The organism is Pantoea sp. (genome assembly GCF_039594315.1).
Classification (GTDB): Bacteria; Pseudomonadota; Gammaproteobacteria; order Enterobacterales; family Enterobacteriaceae; genus Pantoea.
In genome coordinates, this window is record NZ_JBCNNP010000009.1 from 43,046 (window position 1) to 57,047 (window position 14,002).

23 protein-coding genes and 1 tRNA gene are annotated in these 14,002 nt (G+C 51.8%); all 24 read right to left on the reverse strand.

Features of this window, described 5'->3' with window-relative positions; genetic code table 11:
• Window positions 1-14 precede the first annotated feature (14 nt).
• Window positions 15-1,304, reverse strand: a complete 1,290-nt coding sequence (locus ABDW13_RS08545) for a P22 phage major capsid protein family protein (protein WP_343552113.1) — start codon at window positions 1,302-1,304, stop codon at window positions 15-17.
• On the reverse strand, window positions 1,304-2,212 hold the full coding sequence (locus tag ABDW13_RS08550; protein ID WP_343552114.1) for a scaffolding protein: 909 nt from the start codon (window positions 2,210-2,212) through the stop codon (window positions 1,304-1,306). Before ABDW13_RS08550 ends, ABDW13_RS08545 begins: the two co-directional genes overlap by 1 nt.
• A 12-nt stretch (window positions 2,213-2,224) precedes the next feature.
• Window positions 2,225-4,399, reverse strand: a complete 2,175-nt coding sequence (locus ABDW13_RS08555) for a portal protein (RefSeq protein WP_343552115.1) — start codon at window positions 4,397-4,399, stop codon at window positions 2,225-2,227.
• Window positions 4,399-5,898, reverse strand: a complete 1,500-nt coding sequence (locus ABDW13_RS08560) for a terminase family protein (protein ID WP_343552116.1) — start codon at window positions 5,896-5,898, stop codon at window positions 4,399-4,401. The genes ABDW13_RS08555 and ABDW13_RS08560 overlap by 1 nt, the downstream gene beginning before the upstream one ends.
• Window positions 5,876-6,364: a DNA-packaging protein gene (locus ABDW13_RS08565; protein WP_343552117.1), complete on the reverse strand. Its 489-nt coding sequence runs from the start codon at window positions 6,362-6,364 to the stop codon at window positions 5,876-5,878. The genes ABDW13_RS08560 and ABDW13_RS08565 overlap by 23 nt, the downstream gene beginning before the upstream one ends.
• 2 nt (window positions 6,365-6,366) lie before the next feature.
• On the reverse strand, window positions 6,367-6,738 hold the full coding sequence (locus ABDW13_RS08570) for a hypothetical protein (RefSeq protein ID WP_343552118.1): 372 nt from the start codon (window positions 6,736-6,738) through the stop codon (window positions 6,367-6,369).
• A 55-nt stretch (window positions 6,739-6,793) separates the two neighbouring features.
• Entirely contained in the window at window positions 6,794-7,315 is a 522-nt protein-coding gene (locus tag ABDW13_RS08575) for a Decoration protein (protein ID WP_343552119.1), read from the reverse strand.
• Window positions 7,316-7,333: 18 nt separating this feature from the next.
• Window positions 7,334-7,573, reverse strand: a complete 240-nt coding sequence (locus tag ABDW13_RS08580; protein WP_343552120.1) for a DUF2560 family protein — start codon at window positions 7,571-7,573, stop codon at window positions 7,334-7,336.
• A gap of 22 nt (window positions 7,574-7,595) precedes the next feature.
• Complete coding sequence (locus ABDW13_RS08585; protein ID WP_343552121.1) at window positions 7,596-8,066, reverse strand: lysis protein; 471 nt, start codon at window positions 8,064-8,066, stop codon at window positions 7,596-7,598.
• On the reverse strand, window positions 8,063-8,554 hold the full coding sequence (locus ABDW13_RS08590) for a lysozyme (protein ID WP_343552122.1): 492 nt from the start codon (window positions 8,552-8,554) through the stop codon (window positions 8,063-8,065). Before ABDW13_RS08590 ends, ABDW13_RS08585 begins: the two co-directional genes overlap by 4 nt.
• A gap of 2 nt (window positions 8,555-8,556) precedes the next feature.
• Window positions 8,557-8,802 carry a phage holin gene (locus tag ABDW13_RS08595; RefSeq protein ID WP_343552123.1) on the reverse strand — a complete coding sequence of 82 codons (246 nt, stop codon included), beginning with the start codon at window positions 8,800-8,802 and terminating at the stop codon, window positions 8,557-8,559.
• 279 nt (window positions 8,803-9,081) lie between these two features.
• Window positions 9,082-9,154: transfer RNA gene (locus tag ABDW13_RS08600), tRNA-Gly, on the reverse strand.
• Between the two features lie 47 nt (window positions 9,155-9,201).
• Window positions 9,202-9,591: a Gp49 family protein gene (locus ABDW13_RS08605; RefSeq protein WP_343552125.1), complete on the reverse strand. Its 390-nt coding sequence runs from the start codon at window positions 9,589-9,591 to the stop codon at window positions 9,202-9,204.
• Between the two features lie 133 nt (window positions 9,592-9,724).
• Window positions 9,725-10,252 (reverse strand): antiterminator Q family protein, encoded by a 528-nt coding sequence (locus tag ABDW13_RS08610; RefSeq protein WP_343552127.1) that lies wholly within the window; start codon window positions 10,250-10,252, stop codon window positions 9,725-9,727.
• Window positions 10,233-10,367, reverse strand: a complete 135-nt coding sequence (locus tag ABDW13_RS08615) for a YlcG family protein (protein ID WP_155726385.1) — start codon at window positions 10,365-10,367, stop codon at window positions 10,233-10,235. The genes ABDW13_RS08610 and ABDW13_RS08615 overlap by 20 nt, the downstream gene beginning before the upstream one ends.
• A 169-nt stretch (window positions 10,368-10,536) precedes the next feature.
• Window positions 10,537-10,899, reverse strand: coding sequence for a RusA family crossover junction endodeoxyribonuclease (locus ABDW13_RS08620; RefSeq protein WP_343552128.1), 363 nt, complete (start codon window positions 10,897-10,899; stop codon window positions 10,537-10,539).
• Window positions 10,896-11,186: a DUF1364 domain-containing protein gene (locus ABDW13_RS08625; RefSeq protein ID WP_343552129.1), complete on the reverse strand. Its 291-nt coding sequence runs from the start codon at window positions 11,184-11,186 to the stop codon at window positions 10,896-10,898. Before ABDW13_RS08625 ends, ABDW13_RS08620 begins: the two co-directional genes overlap by 4 nt.
• Before the next feature lie 264 nt (window positions 11,187-11,450).
• Window positions 11,451-11,687 carry a hypothetical protein gene (locus ABDW13_RS08630; protein WP_343552130.1) on the reverse strand — a complete coding sequence of 79 codons (237 nt, stop codon included), beginning with the start codon at window positions 11,685-11,687 and terminating at the stop codon, window positions 11,451-11,453.
• Window positions 11,687-11,920 carry a hypothetical protein gene (locus tag ABDW13_RS08635; protein WP_343552131.1) on the reverse strand — a complete coding sequence of 78 codons (234 nt, stop codon included), beginning with the start codon at window positions 11,918-11,920 and terminating at the stop codon, window positions 11,687-11,689. Before ABDW13_RS08635 ends, ABDW13_RS08630 begins: the two co-directional genes overlap by 1 nt.
• Window positions 11,921-12,035: 115 nt before the next feature.
• The gene (locus ABDW13_RS08640; RefSeq protein ID WP_343552132.1) at window positions 12,036-12,473 is read right to left on the reverse strand and encodes a recombination protein NinB; all 438 of its coding nucleotides are present in this window, start codon (window positions 12,471-12,473) and stop codon (window positions 12,036-12,038) included.
• Window positions 12,474-12,592: 119 nt separating this feature from the next.
• Entirely contained in the window at window positions 12,593-12,841 is a 249-nt protein-coding gene (ninD, locus tag ABDW13_RS08645) for a protein NinD (RefSeq protein WP_343552133.1), read from the reverse strand.
• Entirely contained in the window at window positions 12,838-13,047 is a 210-nt protein-coding gene (locus tag ABDW13_RS08650) for a DUF551 domain-containing protein (RefSeq protein ID WP_343552134.1), read from the reverse strand. The genes ninD and ABDW13_RS08650 overlap by 4 nt, the downstream gene beginning before the upstream one ends.
• A complete protein-coding gene (locus tag ABDW13_RS08655; protein WP_343552135.1) occupies window positions 13,047-13,658 on the reverse strand; it encodes a hypothetical protein in 612 nt (203 codons plus the stop codon). The genes ABDW13_RS08650 and ABDW13_RS08655 overlap by 1 nt, the downstream gene beginning before the upstream one ends.
• Complete coding sequence (locus ABDW13_RS08660) at window positions 13,639-14,001, reverse strand: hypothetical protein (protein WP_343552136.1); 363 nt, start codon at window positions 13,999-14,001, stop codon at window positions 13,639-13,641. The genes ABDW13_RS08655 and ABDW13_RS08660 overlap by 20 nt, the downstream gene beginning before the upstream one ends.
• Window position 14,002 lies beyond the last annotated feature (1 nt).

The window sequence follows — 14,002 nt, forward strand, 5'->3', positions numbered from 1 at the left end:
CGAAGCCCCATTAATTACGCCTGACCAGCGAGGCCGACACCAATCGCTTCCGGGCGTGTCGCGTTCACGCCATACCACAGCGCAATACGGCACAGGCCGGACAGGGTGTTGATATCGCCCTGTGTCGCGAAGATACCATTCAGTCCAACATCTGGAATGCTGAAGGATGTGGTCTTCATGCCTGCGAACAGCTCATGGTTAACCGGGATTGGCTGAGAGACGATGCGGATAGCATCATCAGCCCAGAACACGTTGGAGCGTGCAGAGGTGGTATTCAGCATGTTCACAGCCATGTTGTTAGCCAATCCGGTGTTCACGTTGGCGTAAGCACGCTGCTCCGGTGACAGCGAGGTGTCGTCCAGAGCGATCGGCTTCGGAGTGATTTCAACGTGGGTGCCATCCACTACGCGCACGACGGAGAATGTTGCATCCTGTGCCAGCACGTTCTTCGCCATCTGACCGAGGAATTTGACGCCAACAAAGCTGATTTTGTCGCCGCGCTTCAGACCAGTTGTTGCTGACAATGTTACGGTGGCGAAACGGTTGTCTACGTTCACCTTGTTGCCGTCATTATCCAATTGCCATGCAACCGGCTTGAATGACTGAGCGCCTGCAACGGTTAGGCCGGTTGCGGTAGATGCATTCAACACTGGCAGCTTTGGTGAGCGCAGAACATCATCGAAGCCTGCTACCTGACGTTGAATGCTACCTTCGCGGTAAGCATCTTCAGGAATGCGACCGAAGATGTCGCGTTTAGCCAGGTCATAACCAGCTTTCTTGTAGTCCTGCGGGTTGAAGAAGTATGACAGCCCGGCATCACGGTTAAGCTCGCGGGAGAACATAATTTCTTCTGCGTCAGCAACGAAGTTCCATGCGTCAGCAGTGTTGGTGCCAATGACATCCGGAGATGTAATTACCAGCGAGCCCATCTCAGCCGCCATGTTTGCAACCTTCAGCTCGACATTGTTCGCCAGCTTACGGGCTGCTGACTGAATGCGGTTACGGTACGCTGTTTCATCACGCAAATCGTCGGCACGCAACTGGAAGAAGTCGTTATCCGGCTCGCCCATGTTTACGGCAACGTTAAGCTCCAGAACGTCGGTAGAGTCACCGGTCAAGTCCCAACCTTCCTGCGTTGGCGATTCCTGCTCAACAGGCATCCAGATGGTGTTGCTGGATCGCTGCATTGATGCGGCTGGAGGTGTATATTTCTTAGCCTTCTGCGCCATTGGGGTGATGCTGGAGATGGTGTCGATGATTTCATCTACCGCCAGCGTTACCATTTGACCTTCGTTCAAAGCCATTATCGGATTCCTTTAAGTTTTGCCTTCAGTTTGCGGTAGGTTTCAACATCACCCTTGCTCGATGCTGCTTCCATCTGCTTGCGAATAGCGTCTTTGTTTGCCGACGTTACATCGCCAGTGATGGGCTGATCTGCGGGTGGTGCTGCTGAAACCTGTTTACCGCGAGGCTTGAGAGTTAAACGGTCTGACAGGCGGGTCAGTTCGATGAGCGCCTGCTGGGGATTCATGCTCAGAATCTGTCGGGTTTTCTCTGGGTTCTTGCCCAGGTGATAGATGATCGCCGCCGACTTCTCAGGGAAGAGATTCATAATCTCAACGTCAGTGCCTGGTTTAACCAGCGCGTTAAATGATTCCTCTGCTTCCTGATAGTCGCTTAGATTCAGCTTTTCTGCGGCGTCATAGTGCTTACGCGCCGCCTCGACATACTGAGTGGAGTTGCGGGTGTAATCCTGTGTCTTGCGGCCCTGCTCCGCTACAGCGTTGCTGCGTGCGTCCATTGCCTTCATCTGCCATTCAGTGTTGGCAGAGTTGAAAGCCGCCAGAGCGCGATTGGTGTCGTAGTCATACTTTGCAAGCGCATCATCTGACAGGAACTCATTCACGTCCGGCTGCTTTGGTAAATCAGGATTAACCCGCAGGGTTTCCGGAAGCTCACCACGTTGCACAGCTTCCACCTGCTGCTCCAGCTCGCGTTGACGCTTGCGAGCGATACGGCGGGCGGCAAACTTAGCGTTGGTGCCGTGATCTTGCTTCTGGGATGTCTCATCGTCGTTCAGCACAATGTCAAAGCCCTCATCCTGCGCACCGTCATCACTGGCATGTGACAACGTATCGACTGCGGATGCCGCCGCTGGATCGACGTGCAGGTCTTGGCCTTCAGAGCCCTGAATTTCGGTGGTTTCGGTCATGTTTAATCTCTCTTATTGAGGAATCTCGGCAGCTCCGCCGGAGGGGATATTTTGTCTCTGCGATTGCAGGATGTTAGCGACGTCCATCCGCTGCTTATGCTGCTGACCGGCCCCCTTAAGGACCAGCTCGGCATTAGCGCGGTTGTCATCGCTGGATTGTTGCTGGAAGTGGCCCATAAGCTTCAGGTATTCACGGAATTCCGCCTGCTTATCGAGGTCCATGTTGTTGAATATCTCGGCTACTTTCGCGGCGTTGAGCTGATTCTGAGCTTCGACCTTCGCGGCTTCGATGTTCAGTTGCAGCTGTTGATTCTGCGCCTTCATCATTTCCGCCTGACCTTGCGCCAGAACGCCCTGAGCCTGAACCATAGCCGGGTCTGGTGTGTTCTGTTGCTGCTGTTGCGCTTCTGCAACCCATTGCTGCTCTTCCGGCGTCTCAGGTTTCTTAAGCCCGTTCACCACAAGCTGCTTGGTAGCGAAGTCGCGCGTGATCTCAATGCCCTTGCCATCCATCAGCGCGAGGAACTGAAGCAGGAGAACGTTCCATGCTTGATGCTGTACCGGAACTTTTTGTAGCAGCTCACCTATCTCTGCGCGGTTCTGCTCCTTCATAGACTGGAAGGATGGGCCAACATCGGTGTAGCACTCATAACGACCGCGGATGTCGTTCAGCACGGTGTGATCGCCCGTGTTCAGGTCAATCATTTCTGCGAGTAACTGCACATCCTTCTCGCTTCCGTCTTCAAGCGTCACCGTTACGTTGCGCGGCACGTCGTAGATGTCGTTAACCATCGCCTGATAGATTTCACCATCACGGCGCATCGCTGTTGCAAGGTTGTCCTGGAAAACATACGTCTCAAGGTCTGAGCGCATGTTCAGTTGGTTAACAGTATCGAATGCCACCTGACCATTTGCTGCCGCAGCATCAACGCCAAGCGTTGCCACCTCTTTTACAGCGGCGGTTGCAGCCTCAAGCATGTAGACGTTGGCCTGCGGGACTTCGGGATTCTCCATGTAGGCCAGTGGCTGAATGGGTAGGTCACCGTTGTTCTCGTCGGTGCGGTTCATCAGGTAGTACGGGTAATCGTCGTTGCCGTCATACATGTGCTCGTAGCCGGTGATCTGCTCAGCAAAGAAGAATGGTTTCTTCTTCGGCGTGCGGGCCACTGTGTCGGCGTTAAACGACATGATCATGTTGCGCAGGCGCTGCCCGTCTTTGGTCAGCCTGACGACGCCTTCATATACCTCTTTGTCTTCAACAAATCCCCACTCGCCGAAAACCGGCACAATCGGGATGTGCTCACCGGCGATCAGCTGCTTATCCTTCAACACGCTGGTTGAGGTGAGGAGTGTCTTATAGACGCGGCGACGCTTAATCTTGCGCTCAGCAACCTTAACGAAACCCTTGTCAGCCAATTCTTCGATGACGTCTTTGATGTCACGTTTGAAGTAACTGACCGGCTCGCCTGTCATCGGATCCTGATAGATGAAGGCGGTCTCTTTCTTCTCCTCCACTTCGTAAAACTCTGCGATGTGGATAGTGTCCTGCGTCAGCCATGGAAACACCCAATCGCTTGGGCTCTGGAAGCTGGGAATCTCGTCATCATCAAGGTCATTCTCTTCTGCAAACTTCTTCCACCCGTTTTTACTCATCGAGTGAATGATGGTGCAGTGGTGAGCGTCGCTTTTGTCGAGCTGCTTGCTGTTGCTGTCCCAGATTACGTGTGAGCAGGCGCTGTGAATTGGCTCGCGGCGAATCACCTGGTTATTGCTGGTCGGGTCCTGATCTTCGTACTCAGTGCACAAACGCCACGCACCAACACCGCCCTCTATCTGCTCACGCACCGCGACATTAACGGCAATCTTCGCCGTGTTGTGGTTCATGTCGGTGCGATACATGCCCATCAGCACATCAGCAGCGTCGGGGCCGGCTCCATCCTTCGGGCGGAACATCACGTCAATCGGGTTCTGGCGCATCTCTGCAACCAGCTTGCGCACTACCGGTCGCACCACGTCGAACTGACCGCGATACTGCAATGTTGTGTACTGGTTTAGCCAGTCATCCCACTGAGAGACGCGGGAGAAGAACAGATCGTTCTTTGCCTCCCTTCTGGCTTCATCGCTGGCTGTCCAGTCCGCATCAAAACGGCAAAGGATATCCTCCAGCCTTTCGTTTGTATCAGCCATTATCGTCCTCTGTGCACTGGTCTAATCGGGGCTGGGGTTTTGCGCTCTTTCGGCTTGTTGATGTCGCGTACTGTTCTTGCATATCGGCGCATCATGTAGGCGTAACGAACTGCAGAAAGGATGTCATCGTTGATTTTGACTATCTTGCCGTTCTCGTCACGGTGGTACAGTCGAAACTCTTCGAAGAATGGCTCGCAGGTGTTGAACACCTTGAATCGACCGTCGAGCATCATGTCTCGTATTTCCTGAATGCCAGGCTCTACCGCGTTGCCGCCTTCAGGCCATGTTGCGTGCTCTTGCAGCATCAGGAACCCGGCGTCTGCGTATTGCTCTTTGAGCTGCTCGCCTCCACCCTTTTCATGCTGATGACCATCGTGAGGCCATGCTACTGGGATGCGATGGGACCATGGCTTTATTGCCCCCCATGCTTCGATCGCTTTCTTCTCTTTGGCCTTCCAGGCATGAGCGACATAAATCTTGTCAGCGTCCTTATCCCACCAAAGCTGAACGTGTGCCTGTGGGTGGTCCCAACCAAAGTCGCAGCCGTTGATCACATAGAAATGCTCAGGGCATTCGAACGGGTGGCACTTAACAGTTTCTTCCGGTATCTGGAAGATTCGACCGCTACCCATTGTCGGTATGCCGCGAGCACGCGCTTCACGTTCATGCTCTGGGTATGACGCGACAATCTGCTCTTTCTGCTCATCCGTGTAATGGTCGGCATCGTAGATTGTCATGGAGACAACCTTCTGCGCTTTACTCGGACTCTTAATGAATTTGGTTACGACATCTGACATGCCCATCAGCGGGGTGAAGGTGAGCATTGAGAACTGACCGTATTTGTTTGTACGGGTCAGACCCTCGCCGTAAATGCTATATGGCGGCTCTTCGTCAAACCACACGCCATGAATTGTGTCACCCTGCCAACGTGCGCGGCCTTGTGAGTACGGCTTGAAGTAACAGATAGACACGCCATCTTCCACGCCATCAGCGTTGTGATGCTTAATCAGAAGGTGGTCGACAAGGTTCGGGAAGAATGGCGATTTCTTCCAGCTGATGATGTCTTCTTTGGGGATCGACCCATAGCCAGGCTCATCGTTCTCTTCAATGCGTCCGCAAAGAATTCGTTGTGTTGTTTTGGTGACGGTTTCGTTCGTCTCTCCGCCGACCCAGAACACTACTGGCCCGACGAATCTCTTACCTTTCCAGTCATCACCATATGCGCCGTCACTTGGATAACCTGCGGTGCCGGGATAGCGCCCCGTTAAGTGGAAAGCCACCTCCGCACCGCCAGTGTATGACTTGCCAAGCTGGTTGCCTGCCATGAAGCAGCGCTCAGGATATTCACCTCCAGCCTCAATAAACTCTCGCTGCTTACCGTATGGCTTGAACTCATAAAGCTGATGGGTGTTTCTGTATTTGCTCTCTTCCTCCAGAAGCTCGAGCAGCTCTATCTGCTCGTCTTCTGAAAGCTCATCAAGGATCGCTTCTTCCACCACGGCTGAGTAACTCCTTAATGCGAGAGCGGCGCTTATCGCGATCTCCCTTGTCAGGTGTCACGTCTTCGACTTGCGATTGCTCTTTGAGGCCCAAGTCACGGGCGATGATGTTGGCGTTTAACAGGTCAGCAGCAGCGCCAGAGAATTTCTGGTCATAGATGATCTCTTCTGCTCGTGTGGTGATGTCAGAAAAACCTTCCATCAACCGGAAGGTTGACCATGTCTGTCGGCTTATATCGAGAAATATGCATAGTCCTGAGATTGTCATGGCGCGCATTTTGGGAAGTGTTGCCTTGATGATTTCACCCTGATAGGAAAACACCTTCCCTTCCCATAGCGGGTTGTCATCAGCCCACTCAAAATACTCGCAGCAGGCAGACCAAAGAGCATCAGCCGATTCGAATTTCGGGTTGCGCCCATGACTACTGCGGGCCTCCCAGAATCGGTTACCCTTTGGTGCTGCCATAATTAATCCTGTTTGATGTATGGGAGGAAGTGGCTAAACATCCTATCCAGTAAGTAGCAGTAGGTTTCATTCGAGTCACAGGGCTTAGTGGTTACGCCGACATCGCTACAGCAGTAGAAGGTTGCGTGTGCGCACTCATGAACAAGGGTTGCCAGGCTGTTGTCGAACACGCCTATCAGGTAAATGTTTTCACCTGTACTGTCGTTATTGAAGTGCCGACAGAGGCCGTTACTAAATTCCAGACCTGAATGATCTACGCCAATTACCTGATGCGCCTGAACCCACTCATCCTTGCTTCTGCAAAGATAGATATGAGCACTGTTGAAGAGAGGGATTAAATAGCTTGGCAACTTAGGCCATTTTATTTTTGCCATTGCCGCTCCTTAACTCATTATCCAGCCCACTCAGTGAATGAGCTGTGTAATGGGCTTATGCCAGTTCGCCGCCTGCTTTCAGCTTCGTGAGAATACTGTTCACTTTGGTGACTATGTTGTTCACTGCGGTCTGTGCAGTAGCGATATCGGTAACAGTCTGGGCGGCTAACGCTGCCTCTGCTGCCTGCTGCAATACACCACCGCGATCGGTTGTGGTTGGCGTTTTGTTACCAGCCATTGCGGTTGTCGCTGTAGTGCCGATGGTTGGTGTGAATGTTGTCGGCTTGCCGGTTAGATCACCCCATGCTGTTGGCGTACCAGCAGACTTGGTGAACTTGGCTTCGAATGCTGCCTTCGCCATATACAACAACTCACCGTACTGGCTACGGAAAAGATATCCTGTTGCCACCGGGTGAAACACAGCCATGAAGTGAGCCGACATATAGCGGTCTTCATAACCACCATCAAACTCAGCATTAGCTGAGCCATCAACTGCCTGATTTACTGTCTTGATAGGGAGCGCAGTTACGTAATTACCGTCTGCGTCTGAATACGTGGGCCATGTTTGGTTATTCACGTTCTGCCTCCTTCGGCTTTACTGGAATAGTGCGTATGCTTCGGTGGCGACCTGAATGGCTTTGTCAGTGCGAGCCACTACGCCAGTTTCGGCAGTAGCCAGTGTCATGCCGTCCTTAAACAATTCGTAACGAAGCTGATCGCCACTCACGAATGCGATGGCTTTCTTTGCTGCGGCGGTGTCGCGCTGTACCAGTCGATACACTTCAAGGTTTAGCGCCTGCTTATCATCAAGCAGCGCAATGTTGGTATCTGTCATTGTTTTTTCCCGTGGCTATTGGCTACTTGAGGCATTGCTCATTGATGTACTGCTGCAATCCGGCTATTTGCTTTCCGGCGATTTCGATACGACTTCGGAGGGTCCAATAATTTCGCTCAGCGGCGTCAGCAAGTCGGGGGCTGGTTGCATCATCCACGCTGGTGGTGCCGGTGGCGTTGTTCGCTGGGCATTTTGCGTTGAGCTGCAACCGGCGCTTGCCATTAGCAACATCATCATGCAGAAGATCGATTGTTGCCTGAGCATCAGCTAACTCCTTCGTGTATTTGGCATCGAGAGCTGCTACATCGCGCTGACGCACCTGCATGTCATCAATGGTGGCGTTTGCCATCTCTAGCGCTTTCGATGCTTTATCGCGCTCTTTCTTGTATTCGATGGCGTTGCCGCGGTAGTAGAGAGCGCATGAACCACAGATGAGCGACGCTATTGTTAGCAGAATCAACGCAGCTGCAAATAACTTGGCGCTTCCTGTCATTTCTGACCCCACAAGCAAACCTCTCGCTCAATCTCACGGCGATTCATTAGCCCTTTCCACTTCTGCTTGCCTGCGTATACCCAGCGACGAAGCTGGTCACAAGCACCGGCAGTGTCGCCAGCATTTATACGGGTGAGCAGTGTTGAGGTTTTGAAATTACCTGCACCGACGTTATAGGCGAATGAGTAAAGAGCCGCGCGTGTTTCGTCGGGGATCGGCTTTTTGATATATGGGTCAATCTGCGCGGCAGTTGTGCGAAGGTCTTTGTCCAGCAGCGCGCGACATTCCATCTCGGTGTATGTTTTCCCGAGCATGATGTCTTTGCCGGTGTGCCCATAACAAACCGTCCAGATACCGGCGACGTCTTTGTATGGGTTGTACTCAACATCTTCCAGCGAGGGAATCAGTGTGGCGGCAATAGCGAGAGCGCCAGCCCCGCCACCTACGGTAGCAAGCAGCTTTTTCCGTAGCGACGGTGACATTGCCATGATTACTGGTCCTGTGGTGGGTTTGACACGTAGCCGCGACGCAGGGCCGCTTCATATGCGCGAGTTTGTCTGTTCTTGAAATACAGATTCACCAGGAATGTGGCGATACCGATTACCACACCACTGATGACTGCGATCTGATTCCAGTCGAGGTCATGAATCCATTGCGACACACTACCTCCGCAGACCAGTGTGCCGGACACGCAATAGCTGGCACCTGATGCAAGTTTGTCAGGCATAAATTTCATATCCACCCCCATCGAGGGGATTCGCTTTTAAGATTTTGCCGAAGGAAGAAGGAAGCGAACCCGGTTAAAATTTCTACTGCTGAGGAAGAAACTTTCCCGAATTCGACATAACCCGCCGTGTGCGGGTTTTCTTTTGTCCGGTGCCGTGTAAAAGACGCCCGATACCACACAGGATAACGAGTGAGGTTTGATTGATTGGCATGGGCGAAAGAAGTGATCAGCTCTATGGCTGACCTTTAATCTCAGGCAATCGCAAAAGTGCCTGATTTTGAGATTTGAAGCATCCTGCCGGATTCGAACCGGCGTCATCTGGTTGGAAGCCAGAGATACTTAGCCTCTGTACGAAGGATGCAGGCAATAAACATCATCGGGCGCACGGTTGGGTGCACCCTGTGATGCTTACTGTTCGTCGTAAAGTTTCTGCTTCAGAAGGTAGCCTTCCAGTAGCCAGATTTTATTCACGGCGTTTTGTCGCGCAATTTTGCGTCCAATTTCTGCATCAAAGTTTTCTGGACTTGCACATGCCGACTCGCCTGTCACGGTGAAGCCGTTCTCAAGCACAAGAACACAGAACGTCAGCAACTCCAGTTGATTGAAGTCATCTAACTCCTGCACTTGATTCACTTTCTCACCACCTTCACTTTCGATGCGAATATTGGCACCGCTGCGACCGTCTGCCGCCGTGAAGTATGTTTCGCTGGTGATGATCGATTCTACGTGGGAAGGGGTAACGCGTGGTGCAGTCTTACCTTTCTGAACAATCTCTTGCTCAATCTGCTGGTCGTTCATAATTATGACCTCTGGATTTTAGGCAACAAAAAAGCCCTCGCAGATGGTGAGTCCGCAGGGCTTCTTAATTATCACAATTTATTTGTTCGATTGCTGTCCGGGCATCCTAAAGAACACTTACGGCAGCTTACCTTTAAATTGTGGCTAAATGGCTAAAGGAAGTCAACATGTTATTTGCGGTTCGCTTCACATTGGCTACACGTTTGCGATCGTTGAACGCATTTTGCAGCGGTTGATAAATCAGGAACAGGCTTGCGTTCAGAATCTCATCAATCTCATTGCGGCACGTTGCAAGTGATGGTTTTCTGATGCTCTCACCGCTCCTGCCCGACATTTTGCGAGGACTTGCGCACTTGTGATAGTAAGATGCGATCGCACGCTTGGAAGAGCCGTGAGCGTAGTAACTGAGCAGGATGCCAAGGGCTTTTTTATCGATGCACATGACGGAGTCCACGACCTGAGAAATCAAGAGTCCGTCATCATCGTTGCACATTGGGCGGTATGGATATGATTGTGGTTCAACAGTAGCCATGTATTGCGCTATGACGCTGGTCATGCGCTTTTCCAGCCTTCCTGAATATACCCACGCTCCCCACAGTTCTAACCAGCCATTCAGCCAGTCATGTTGCTGTTTGCTGAGATTAAGCTCGCGTACTGGCATGTTTCACCCCCATGATTTTCGCTGTGTTACGCAATATGCGGTAGTTGATCTCGAACATGCGGCGGGCGCGGTACATTCGCAGCAGCTGCCACTTCTGTCTGAGGTAGTCGGTCATGATGGCCTTCCTGATAGATCTCTGATTGCTTTGTACCTACGACCGAATTGATAGCCCTTGCATATAGCGTTAACTGAGGCCATTTTTTTCCTGTACCGGATGAACTTGCGCGGGAGCCATACAAAAAGAAACGTGACCCACAATATGATTACGAACGCTGCATCCCAATTCATGCTGCCTCCATCTCAGTGATGATTACTTCCAATCTGCCGCCCTTAACCACTTCGCAGCGCACCATGCGCACGTCATCAATCAGGCTGTCGTCAGCGATGACGCCTGCTTGTGTGAGCGAGTCGAGGGGTGCTTTGAAAAGGTTGTCGAGGTCACGCCGGGCGCGTGTAGGTGGATATGCGAGAATTTTTACTTTCAGCCTGCCGGCCAGTTTGAATTGCTGATTTGATTCGGTGATTTGCTGAGTTACTGTTGAGGTGTACTCCCTTCCCTTTTTGCTTTTTATCTTTCGACCGCGGAACACTGAGAAGAGGTGATTGTTTCCGGGCGGCCACGGTAGCGTAAGCCTGTATTCATTCATCGTTTTAGCTTGCCCTCTTGCAGTAATGCGCTTTGCGTCCTGATAACGCCCTCAAGGTGAGCAAGTCGTGTCTCTGTCACTTCACAGTGGCGCGTACGCCGGTCTATTTCGTCGTGGCACGCTGAACAGGCCCATGCGCCGAAAAGGTCATCTGGCTTCATGCCGGTTCCACAAATGCCGGGCATGCGGTAATGCGCGAGAACTACTGTTTCAGGGTTGCCGTTGCAGATGCCGACTAGCCTTACCTGGCATTCTCTGCCGCGTGCTTCATTCCGTAATTTGGTCATCGTCCACTCCCATTAGTCCGTTGGGGTCTGTCTCCGCCAGTTTGTCGGCGCAGTCTGTGCAGCAATACGTTTCCGATCTTTGCAGGGTAATGGCGCAGAACACGCACACCAAAGCAGATAGCTCGCCAGCGCCAGTAGGCGGATTTGATGGGGTTGTGTTGCTCATACTCCTCCCACTTGAGGTCTGTTTCACACGTTTCGCATGCGACTGAGTACCAGTGCTTATCTTCACTGGTGAGGATGGTGTGGCAGCGGTGGCAGCGTTCAGGCATGGTTTACCGTCCACTTTTCTTTGGTGGTGTACTTAATCAAACCTTTCTTTCGTAGCGCCTGGAGTCTGCGGTCGATTATGCGGAATGCTGAGCTTTTTGTTTGCCCCTTTAGAAATTGAGCTTGCTTATAAACCTCACCGCTATCGATTTTTGAGAACGTATTGTTGCCATCTTCAATGCGCTGCTGAATTAGCATGTCGAGGTATGAGTAATCCGTTTTATTGTTCATCACTGGCTCCATAATGAATTCTGATGCTGCTTGCTGGGTTTGGGTTCGTGGCTGGATTCGGGTAGCAGCGCGGAAACGAGCCAGAACTTCGGATCGAATGCGAGCGTCTTTTTGGTTTGAATCTGCCGGGAGGTGTAGTGCTGAATGAGTTCGTTTGCGGTGTTGGTGTCGAGTGGTTCCGGGTGGGTGAACCATGTTCGCTTCATCTCGCCCTCGCACACATATGGCGGCATGTATCGATGCTGCATCCCATTCGCTGGCTGATGATTGCGTATGTCAGCCCCATTTTTCTCAGCTTCCCTACCTTGTTGCACTCTTCCTGTGTGTGGTGTTGGTATCTGCCTTTGCTCATGCTGCCCTCCCGAAGTAATCGCCGGTGTACCGCACTTCGCGAAGGTTCACGCCGTTGCCGACTGCCCACGCGGTTGAGTACTCGATTAAACTTGTCATGCGCTTAATGCCCATTTTTGCGGTTGATTCCCTGATGTTGCAGAACTCACCTTCCAGCCCCGGAACCACATCAGCGCCAAGACCAGTCGCCACTGAGTGACCAGACACGAAGAGCGTTTTCCACTGCACCGCTGTTCGCTGCGCATTCAGCCAGATAGCCTGACGCGCCACGTCGCCACATAGCGCGTGGAACATGCTGTTCTGTAGTAGTGAGCGGTCGAAGTCGGTTATGCGTACTGTGAGGGGGTGATGGTCGTTCAGGGGGAGTTTGTTGATTTGCTCTATCAGGTTTCGTCGTACCTGCTCGTTACGCAGGAAAAACGTTTGTTTGTCCATTGCGTGCCTCAATCATTTTCTGCACCAATGCCAAAGCCTCATCAGCGATGCGCTTAGTCTCTGGTGTAGGGTTGGTGTCGTGGATGCTGTCGATTAGTTCGTAGAGATTGCGGAGTGGGTCAGGTCTGAGGGGAAACACGTTGTTCATCTGGTTTTCTCCGGTGTTCGTCTGTTTCCGGGATTGGGAATTTGCCGATTGGAGATGCTTCACATCGTATGCACCACTTGTTCCACCACGGCTGGTCTTTACGGTAACGATCCGGCGGCTTTCTGACTCCGCACCGGTCACATCGATAATGCGGCTCTTTTTTAATGGTTTGCCCCTCTCCACTTTCACGGCAATCATCGCCGATGGTTTGATGGTTCATAAACCCTCCGGCTTTTCTGGTAATGGCTGCCAGTGGACATCTTCCTGCCTTGTATCAACTTTTGTTGCTTGCCATCCGCCAGCGTCATAAATAGAAATAATTTTCCCGCCGAACGTCATGCCGAATTCCCAATCGTTCCGATACCAAACGAGAACGGTTTTACCTTTAGGCGGCATTTGCTCTGCGCATTTAATCCATGTGCTCACTATCCTTCCCTCCCATCATTTTCAATCACCCGATAGGCGATGATGTCGTATGGATCTTGGTCGCCTAGCGGGCTTCTGCTCCATAGTAATTCGCCAGCAAAATTATTTTTGGAAACCGACCCATCCCGAAACCTAACATCAACAATATTTTCAACGCGAACAGGCCTAGCCCCACCCTTCCACTCAATCCAGTCATCATTTTCAATCTGCTGGTAGGTGTCCGTTGTGGTCTGCGGTGGTGATTTCACTTCCTGCGCATTGAGGATTTCAGTTATCACTTTCACTAGTCGGTCGGTGTTGCTCAGGGCTGCATGGCGATGAAAATCCTTAACCTCTCCACCCTCAAGAAGGTCTCTGGCAAGGAATGCGCCATCACTCATGGATATCCGTAAAAGCTCTTTCCAACCACAAGGGAATGGGCACTCGATTGGTTTCGCTGTCTCGGCCTGCTGCTCCAGTACTGGCAGGGCAATCTCAATCAGCGTCAAAATGTTCTCCGGGCTGGCTAAATCCTGCCATGCGTCTGACGTGTCAGAAGCTTCGCGACACATGATTTCTTCTTGTGCTGCTGACTTGAGTTGGTGCAATAGTTCAGCGGTTAGTTTGTTCATTGTCGACTCCTTCTCCGGAATAGCTGCCATACCACCAACCATCATCGGCAAGCGTCAGGAAAATGCGATCAGCACCAAGGATTTTAAACAGGCGAATACTGCATGAGAACTGACCACCTTTAGGTTCTACACGGTAACCGTTTTCATCTCTGCCTATGCGAATCTGCTTATCTTCTTCGTCAATCTGGATGTCAATCTGCTCGCCACGAAAAGGCATAGACCGGTTCAAGCTCCCACAGCAGGCTCCTGATTTAGACCGCCTGAACACCACGAATGGCGGAAGCTTTGCTGCGCCTTGCCGACCTTTTGTAACTGCTAGGCCAATTTGAGATACGAATGCCATA

Coding starts and splice junctions, on each gene's coding strand:
- ABDW13_RS08655 (WP_343552135.1), bottom strand. CDS start 13,658: ATGAACAAACTAACCGCTGAACTATTGCACCAACTCAAGTCAGCAGCA.
- ABDW13_RS08620 (WP_343552128.1), bottom strand. CDS start 10,899: ATGAATGAATACAGGCTTACGCTACCGTGGCCGCCCGGAAACAATCAC.
- ABDW13_RS08615 (WP_155726385.1), bottom strand. CDS start 10,367: ATGACCGACTACCTCAGACAGAAGTGGCAGCTGCTGCGAATGTACCGC.
- ABDW13_RS08640 (WP_343552132.1), bottom strand. CDS start 12,473: ATGGACAAACAAACGTTTTTCCTGCGTAACGAGCAGGTACGACGAAAC.
- ABDW13_RS08595 (WP_343552123.1), bottom strand. CDS start 8,802: ATGAAATTTATGCCTGACAAACTTGCATCAGGTGCCAGCTATTGCGTG.
- ABDW13_RS08550 (WP_343552114.1), bottom strand. CDS start 2,212: ATGACCGAAACCACCGAAATTCAGGGCTCTGAAGGCCAAGACCTGCAC.
- ABDW13_RS08625 (WP_343552129.1), bottom strand. CDS start 11,186: ATGACCAAATTACGGAATGAAGCACGCGGCAGAGAATGCCAGGTAAGG.
- ABDW13_RS08545 (WP_343552113.1), bottom strand. CDS start 1,304: ATGGCTTTGAACGAAGGTCAAATGGTAACGCTGGCGGTAGATGAAATC.
- ABDW13_RS08635 (WP_343552131.1), bottom strand. CDS start 11,920: ATGCCGCCATATGTGTGCGAGGGCGAGATGAAGCGAACATGGTTCACC.
- ABDW13_RS08580 (WP_343552120.1), bottom strand. CDS start 7,573: ATGACAGATACCAACATTGCGCTGCTTGATGATAAGCAGGCGCTAAAC.
- ABDW13_RS08585 (WP_343552121.1), bottom strand. CDS start 8,066: ATGACAGGAAGCGCCAAGTTATTTGCAGCTGCGTTGATTCTGCTAACA.
- ABDW13_RS08610 (WP_343552127.1), bottom strand. CDS start 10,252: ATGCCAGTACGCGAGCTTAATCTCAGCAAACAGCAACATGACTGGCTG.
- ABDW13_RS08590 (WP_343552122.1), bottom strand. CDS start 8,554: ATGGCAATGTCACCGTCGCTACGGAAAAAGCTGCTTGCTACCGTAGGT.
- ABDW13_RS08605 (WP_343552125.1), bottom strand. CDS start 9,591: ATGAACGACCAGCAGATTGAGCAAGAGATTGTTCAGAAAGGTAAGACT.
- ABDW13_RS08555 (WP_343552115.1), bottom strand. CDS start 4,399: ATGGCTGATACAAACGAAAGGCTGGAGGATATCCTTTGCCGTTTTGAT.
- ABDW13_RS08565 (WP_343552117.1), bottom strand. CDS start 6,364: ATGGCAGCACCAAAGGGTAACCGATTCTGGGAGGCCCGCAGTAGTCAT.
- ninD (WP_343552133.1), bottom strand. CDS start 12,841: ATGAACCATCAAACCATCGGCGATGATTGCCGTGAAAGTGGAGAGGGG.
- ABDW13_RS08630 (WP_343552130.1), bottom strand. CDS start 11,687: ATGAACAATAAAACGGATTACTCATACCTCGACATGCTAATTCAGCAG.
- ABDW13_RS08660 (WP_343552136.1), bottom strand. CDS start 14,001: ATGGCATTCGTATCTCAAATTGGCCTAGCAGTTACAAAAGGTCGGCAA.
- ABDW13_RS08570 (WP_343552118.1), bottom strand. CDS start 6,738: ATGGCAAAAATAAAATGGCCTAAGTTGCCAAGCTATTTAATCCCTCTC.